The organism is Thalassospira sp. UBA1131 (genome assembly GCF_002311515.1).
GTDB lineage: Bacteria > Pseudomonadota > Alphaproteobacteria > Rhodospirillales > Thalassospiraceae > Thalassospira.
Genome location: NZ_DCAO01000104.1, coordinates 101,939 through 108,414, shown reverse-complemented (window position 1 = coordinate 108,414; position 6,476 = coordinate 101,939). Strand labels below are relative to the sequence as shown.

Annotated in this window: 10 protein-coding genes; 8 read left to right on the top strand and 2 right to left on the bottom strand. The window is 57.1% G+C overall.

Annotation, left to right across the window (positions count from 1 at the left end; all coding sequences use genetic code 11):
* Positions 1-36 precede the first annotated feature (36 nt).
* The gene (locus B3Z49_RS16675) at positions 37-657 is read right to left on the bottom strand and encodes a S24 family peptidase (RefSeq protein WP_008890227.1); all 621 of its coding nucleotides are present in this window, start codon (positions 655-657) and stop codon (positions 37-39) included.
* Between the two features lie 559 nt (positions 658-1,216).
* On the opposite strand from B3Z49_RS16675, the gene B3Z49_RS16670 reads away from it, so the two are divergent.
* The 6 genes from B3Z49_RS16670 to B3Z49_RS16645 all read left to right on the top strand — a co-directional run bounded on the left by B3Z49_RS16670 (position 1,217) and on the right by B3Z49_RS16645 (position 5,063).
* Positions 1,217-1,657: a hypothetical protein gene (locus B3Z49_RS16670; protein WP_296992909.1), complete on the top strand. Its 441-nt coding sequence runs from the start codon at positions 1,217-1,219 to the stop codon at positions 1,655-1,657.
* Positions 1,645-2,169, top strand: coding sequence for a hypothetical protein (locus tag B3Z49_RS16665; RefSeq protein ID WP_296992907.1), 525 nt, complete (start codon positions 1,645-1,647; stop codon positions 2,167-2,169). The genes B3Z49_RS16670 and B3Z49_RS16665 overlap by 13 nt, the downstream gene beginning before the upstream one ends.
* 109 nt (positions 2,170-2,278) lie before the next feature.
* Entirely contained in the window at positions 2,279-2,515 is a 237-nt protein-coding gene (locus B3Z49_RS16660) for a hypothetical protein (protein WP_296992905.1), read from the top strand.
* A gap of 2 nt (positions 2,516-2,517) precedes the next feature.
* Positions 2,518-4,041: a portal protein gene (locus B3Z49_RS16655; protein ID WP_296992903.1), complete on the top strand. Its 1,524-nt coding sequence runs from the start codon at positions 2,518-2,520 to the stop codon at positions 4,039-4,041.
* Positions 4,041-4,286, top strand: a complete 246-nt coding sequence (locus tag B3Z49_RS16650) for a hypothetical protein (protein ID WP_296992901.1) — start codon at positions 4,041-4,043, stop codon at positions 4,284-4,286. Before B3Z49_RS16655 ends, B3Z49_RS16650 begins: the two co-directional genes overlap by 1 nt.
* A gap of 126 nt (positions 4,287-4,412) precedes the next feature.
* Positions 4,413-5,063 carry a capsid assembly protein gene (locus B3Z49_RS16645; protein ID WP_296992899.1) on the top strand — a complete coding sequence of 217 codons (651 nt, stop codon included), beginning with the start codon at positions 4,413-4,415 and terminating at the stop codon, positions 5,061-5,063.
* A gap of 6 nt (positions 5,064-5,069) precedes the next feature.
* Here the strand turns inward: B3Z49_RS16645 and B3Z49_RS16640 are convergent, their stop codons facing one another.
* Positions 5,070-5,198, bottom strand: coding sequence for a hypothetical protein (locus tag B3Z49_RS16640; protein WP_255356183.1), 129 nt, complete (start codon positions 5,196-5,198; stop codon positions 5,070-5,072).
* A 112-nt stretch (positions 5,199-5,310) separates the two neighbouring features.
* On the opposite strand from B3Z49_RS16640, the gene B3Z49_RS16635 reads away from it, so the two are divergent.
* Both B3Z49_RS16635 and B3Z49_RS16630 read left to right on the top strand, forming a co-directional pair.
* Positions 5,311-5,481 carry a hypothetical protein gene (locus B3Z49_RS16635; RefSeq protein ID WP_296992896.1) on the top strand — a complete coding sequence of 57 codons (171 nt, stop codon included), beginning with the start codon at positions 5,311-5,313 and terminating at the stop codon, positions 5,479-5,481.
* Positions 5,478-6,293: a phage capsid protein gene (locus B3Z49_RS16630; RefSeq protein WP_296992894.1), complete on the top strand. Its 816-nt coding sequence runs from the start codon at positions 5,478-5,480 to the stop codon at positions 6,291-6,293. The genes B3Z49_RS16635 and B3Z49_RS16630 overlap by 4 nt, the downstream gene beginning before the upstream one ends.
* The last annotated feature ends 183 nt before the right edge of the window (positions 6,294-6,476 follow it).

Below are 6,476 nucleotides of genomic sequence, written 5' to 3'. Positions count from 1 at the left end.
GAATGTGCGCGAAAGGCCAAAGGCTTACTCGAATGCTTATTGGCTGCACCACAGAATACGGGCGACCCAGTCAATTTCCTCTGCCGGAATAAAACGGTCTTCGAAATCGGGATTCAGGGATTTCAACTCCACACCAAGCGCGCCGCGCCGGACCAGTTCCTTGGCCATGACTTCGCCCTCATGGGTTTTGACAACCACGCGGTCTTTGGGGCGGATGTTTGACGCCGGGCTGACAATAATCAGGTCACCATCGCGAAATACCGGCGCCATGGACTCCCCTGATATCCGCAACCCATAGGCGGTTGGATCATGCAGGGCCGGAAAGGTGATGTCTTCCCATGATCCGCCAACAGGATATCCGGCATCATCAAAAAAGCCGCGATTGCCCGCTTGGGCAAAGCCGATCACAGGGATACGCCCGGCGCCATTGCCATCCACCAGTTCGGAAAATTCCCGGAAACTGACATCGGTGACGGAAAGCACCTTGGAAATGCTTTCGGTCGACGGCCAGCGCGCCTTGCCCTGCGCGGTCGTGCGCTTGGACCGGTTGAATGTGGTCGGGTCAAGTTGCGCCAGGCGCGCCAGTCCCGAAGGGGTCAAACCGTGGTCCTCGGCAATCTGGTCAAGGGCGGCCCATATTTGTTGATGTCTGATCATGCCGCATTCTAGCAGCAGGCAAGATCAGAAAGAAGGAATTAATTCCTTCATTGAGGCTGGAATCGGCATCACACAACAATCCTGCACGGTTCAGGCACCGAAAGTCCCGGAAACCGGGCCGTTCCAAGCGCGGTGGTAAAAACAAAAAAGTATACTGCATTTCTGTCGACCTTGATTGCAGCTTTACCCTGCCATTTCAGGGTCTTGATGGCCAAGCAGCAGGGGCTTTGATCGGGTTGAAGGCATGTTCCTCATCTTTGGAATAGGAAATTAATCCTTTACAATGAGAACAAAAAGGGATTATAGCTTGCATATCAACACCGGAATTGCATCTGGAAATAAGTCGGGCCTCTTGAGGTTCGGCTGAAAAGACGGCGAGAACCGTCGATATGCGCGGGCGGAACACCGCCCTTGGGGACATCACAAACCATTCATCAAATCAACGTGCATCGCAAGATGCGCGAACGGGAAAGTTTTATCTTTTTCAAAGGTTTGGTGCGGTGAAGGGTTGGTTGCAGGTCCGGTGGAATGAACAGGTTTTATCCAGCAGGAGGGCGACGTGACCGAACAACGACTATTTCCCAAACCGCATTCTGCGCGCGACATCACCCCTTTTTCCAGTGCGAGGCAAGCGTGGTTCTGGTTCGTGCGCTGTCAGACTGCGCGGATCGAAGGCGCGCGTGTGGTAGCCGACGCGGGCGAGGTGGTGCGCCCCTGTGACCCTGATGATGTCTATAACGCGGTGATGCGCCTTAAAAAGGCGGGTATTCTGGGCGACCGGCATTTGCAGGTACTGGAATATTTCGGGTTGGTCGAACGCGAACCCGATGAGCGTGACCCGCGCGAAAAGGACAAGGGTGATTTATGGCAACAGGCCCTTGATGCGCTTGAAAATGTGCTGGTCACACGCGGCATCGTCAAACGCGGGGAAGATGAAAGTTTCCATCACGAAGATGTCGCTGTTGAACTGGGTGGGGATCTGTCGCCATGCGGGATGTAAACAACGTTCTCACACAAGCCAAAACCGCTGAAACGGCGCAGGAATCCGCCGGTCCGTGGATGGATCACTGGGCCGATCAATCCGCATCGGGGCAAGAGGTCTCAATCCTGGTGGTCTTTGCCGATGCGCCGGAAAAGCGATTGTTGCGGGTCCTCAAACCGGGCTTTCGCCATTGCTTTGTGCTGGTCTCCGGGGTGCGGGCCGGGGAATGGATTTGCCTTGATCCGCAAAGCCATCGGGTGCGTTGTGAAAGCTGGTGCTATTCGCCGATCTTTGATCCGGCGGCCTATTATCGCGGCCTTGGCTATCACTGCATCTGGGCGCGCTATCCGGCCTCGATTACGCGCAAGGTGCGGTTTGGTCCTATGAGCTGTGTTGAGCTGATCAAACGCCTTTTGGGTATTTCGGCCTTCTGGATTATCACCCCCTGGCAGCTCTATCGCCATCTGCTACAGGCGTCTGAAAACCCCGACCAGATTGGCAATGTGTTTTTTTCTGAAAAATGTTCTTGATTTGTTCTTCTTAATGTGGCATAAGAGACAAATCAACGCCACAGATGCGCCCGTAGGGTTCCGACCCTTGCGGGCGTTTTTGCGTTTGGGGGATCGGGAGGGAAAAGTGATGGGCAGTTTGTTTTCGACACCAAAACCGGCCGCTGTCAGTGCGCCGGTCCCAACGTCAACGGCGACCACAACCGATGACGAAACCAGTACCGAAGATGCCGCACGATCTGCGCGGACCGAGGCGCTTGAACGCCGCCGTTATGGTCGTGCCAGCCTGATCGGGACAAGTTATCGCGGGCTTTTGACGGATCGCATCGCCAAGGCGGGTGGCGGCAAGAACCTTTTGGGGGAATAGGCATGGCGAATTCGCAAAAGGCTGTGACTGAGGACAAGGCAACCGACGGGGCAGATATCACCCAGTTGCGCGCCCGTTTTCAAAAGGCGATGGAGCGCCGACGTAACTGGATTGCGCATTGGCAGGATTGTTATGAATTTGCCCTGCCACAGCGCAATGCCGCGGCATCCAACCAGACCAATGGCGGCAAGCGCCTTGATCGGGTGTTTGACGCAACTGCGTCCGATGCGGTCGAACAGCTTGCCGCCAGCCTGATGGCCGAAATCACCCCGCCCGGTGGCGGCTGGTTTGAGTTGGAGCCGGGCGGCAATGTCGCCAATGCGGATCGACAGGCTTTGACCGAACAACTCGGCCGGGCCGTTCGTATTTTGCAGGGGCATTTTGATCGGTCGAACTTTGCCGTCGAAATGCATCAGGCGTTTCTCGATCTGGTAACCGCCGGGACTGCGTGCTTGCGCCTTGAAAAGGCCGATTTGCATAGCCCGTCTGCTTTGCGTTTTACGGCCGTTCCCTTGCGGGATCTGGCGTTTGAAGAACGATCGGATGGCAAGATGGATGCGGTGTTTCGCAAACTGGCACTCACCCGCGCGGAAATCCTTGCAACCTGGCCGGCGGCAAAGGGCATTGCCGATGATGATCGCGATGGCAAGGACGCACCCAAACGCATCACCGTGATCGAGGCCGTTTTGCCTGCAACCGACCGCAAAACCGGCTATGAGCTGTGTGTGTTTCGCGAAGACGGTGACGCCAATACCAATGATCTGATCTATCGCGACCGGTTTGATGTGTCGCCCTATATCGCCTTTCGCTGGATGAAGGCGCCGGGCGAGATTTATGGCCGGTCCCCGGTGATGAAGGCGCTGCCCGATATCAAGACCGCCAACAAGGTAGTTGAGCTGGTGCTGAAAAACGCCTCGATCGCCGTTACCGGCATCTGGCAGGCCGATGATGACGGCGTACTGAATCCGGCAACCATCCGGCTGGTGCCGGGCAGCATCATCCCCAAGGCCGTTGGATCGGCGGGGCTTAAACCGCTTGAGGCGCCCGGCCGGTTTGATGTGTCTGATCTGGTACTATCGGATTTGCGTGATCGCATTCGGCGCTGCTTGCTGGCCGATCGCCTGGGGCAAACCGATCAACCGGGCATGACCGCGACCGAGGTGCTTGAACGCGCATCGGAAAACGCCCGGCTTTTGGGGGCAACCTATGGCCGGTTGCAGGCGGAATTGCTTTATCCGCTGATCCGCCGTGCGCTTTTTATCCTGACCCAAACCGGGGAGCTTCCCGACATCCCGCTGGATGGCGATGTTGTGGTGCTGCGTCATGCGGCCCCGCTCGCGCAACTGCCAAAACGCGTACAGGCGGGCCAGGCCCTTGATTGGCTGTCGCGGATTGCCGCCCTTGGCCCGGATGCAATGGCAGAGGTCGATCTGCCCGTCATGGTCCGCTGGCTTGCCGATCAGTTTGGCGTGCCGGATCATTTGTTGCGGCCAAACCTGCCACCCGAAATCGCGGAGGCGGTGTGATGACCGATAACGGATGGGACTGGTTTGAAGCTGAAAACGAGAGCTTGAGCGAGGACGGCACTGACCACTGGCAGGCCTGTTTTGACAGCGACGCCGGGGCAAAGGTGCTGGCCGATCTTGAACGCCATTTCCTGCATACAGCCCTTGGCCCGGATGCCAGCACTGCGGCGATCTGGATGCGCGAAGGGAAGCGGGCGTTGGTGCTGCAGATCAAACGGCTGGCGGAGCGTTCCGCAGCAGATTGATCCCCGCCTGTGCGGGAATGACGTTCGTTCTTTGTACCTGATTGGGCTCCGTCATCCCCGCAAAGGCGGGGATCCCGAGCCACATCTACCAAACCCAAGTTTGACGCCAATGAGCGGAGCATTCGCATGACAACCGAACCCGACCTTCTCGCACCGGAAACAGAAACGCCGGAAGCACCGGAAGCAGCAGAAACACCCGAACTATCCAATACCGACAGCGAAGTACCAGAAACCGACCTTGATGCCGCAGTCCTCGCCGATCTGGTCCCCGAAACACCGGACGCCTACGCAATCACGCTTGCAGATGGCATGGAAGATATCGATGCCGATCTGAACCAGCGCCTGCATGAAGCAGGGTTCAGCAACGCACAGGCACAGCTGATTTATGATCTGGCGGGGGAGGTTCTTTCACCGCTTCTCGGCGATCTTGATCAGGCCGCTCAGCGCGCGACCGACCGTGCGGCGTTGGCTGCTGAGTTTGGCGGGGCTGAAAGCTGGAAAAAGCTGGCCCCGAAAATCGAAAGCTGGGGCAAGGCCAACCTACCCGAGGCCGCCTTTGAAACCCTCTGTCAAACTGCCGATGGCGTGCGCGCAATGCATCGCATGATGACCCATGGCGATGAGGCAGCCCTTGGCAAAGCTGATGGCGGGGCGGGGGATACAGGTCTTCGGTCCGAAATCCGGCGCAAGATGAATGATCCGCGCTATTGGCGGGATCGTGATCCGACGCTGGTCGCCGAAGTGCAGGCGGATTTTGCCCGGCTTTCCGGTGGGTAGCTTGCCCTAGAACAACTTGTCGGCACGGTCGATGACCGCGTTGACATAGTCCGGGATCGGGGTCAGCGGCAAAAGGAAATAACCCGCAATCCCCAGCCCGATCAGGCTGAACACAAGCAAAACCGACTTCTTCACGGCAGATACTCTTTTTCTTTGTTTTCTTGTTTGTCTTGGACCGGACCGCGCAGAAAAGCCCTTCGGGTGCAACAGGTCGGGGCAAATCAAGCGCGTGTCCTACGGAACCTCGATGGATGAGGTTTCCTGTAACAGCGCTCTTAAAACACCAAACCTTGGCCGGAAAATGACCGGTTTTGGGGCAATTGTGGCACCGCTCATGATGAGTGCTGCAATTGAACCCCGGCGGCTGCCTGCAATCACGACAAAACCATATCTGAAACAAGGGGATAAAAGGCGATGACAACTACGATTGATCAAAGCTTCATCGACCATTTTCAGGCCGATGTGCATCAGGCCTATCAACGCATGGGTTCAAAACTGCGCAACACGGTGCGGGTCAAAAACGCCATCAAGGGCGCGACCACGGTTTTCCAGAAAGTCGGCAAGGGCACGGCCACCACCAAGGCCCGCCATGGCAAGGTGCCGGTGATGAATGTCGATCACGAGGCGGTGCGCTGTGACCTGCGTGATTACTATGCCGGTGACTGGGTTGACGCGCTCGACGAGCTTAAAATCAACCATGATGAAAAGATGGTTCTGGCCAATGCCGGGGCCTATGCGCTGGGCCGCAAGACCGACGAGCTGATCATCAATGCGCTGGTCGGGGCCGATGATGTCGTGCCCGATAATACCGAGGGCATGACCCTTGATAAGGTCATGATGGCGTTCGAAGGCCTTGGCGATCGCGATGTGCCCGATGACGGGCAGCGCTATGCGATTGTCGGCTGGAAACAGTGGTCGGAGTTGCTTCTGATCGATGAATTCTCACGATCTGACTATATCGGTGATGAGGATCTGCCGTGGAAGGGAACCCAGGCCAAACGCTGGCTCGGAACGCTTTGGATGCCCCATTCAGGCCTTCCGGTGGCAAGCGGCATTCGATCCTGCTTCTGGTATCACCGCACCGCCATTGGCCACGCCATCGGCTCGGACGTTCAGTCCGACATTACCTGGCATGGCGATCACGCGGCACACTTTGTGAATAACTCCATGAGCCAGGGTGCAACGCTGATTGATGGCGATGGTGTGGTGTGCCTGAAAGCGCAAGAGTAGCGCCAAATCCCTGTTCAGCATGCCGTTCGAGGTTCCCGCCTTCGCGGGAATGACGTTCGTTTCATGCACCTAGTCCAGCACCGTCATCCCCGCGCAGGCGGGGATCCCGACCCACAAGCTCAAAAGAAAACAGGAGCCCAAAATGGCAGAAGGTTTCAAAGCCAGAAACCTCAGTGTTCTGGC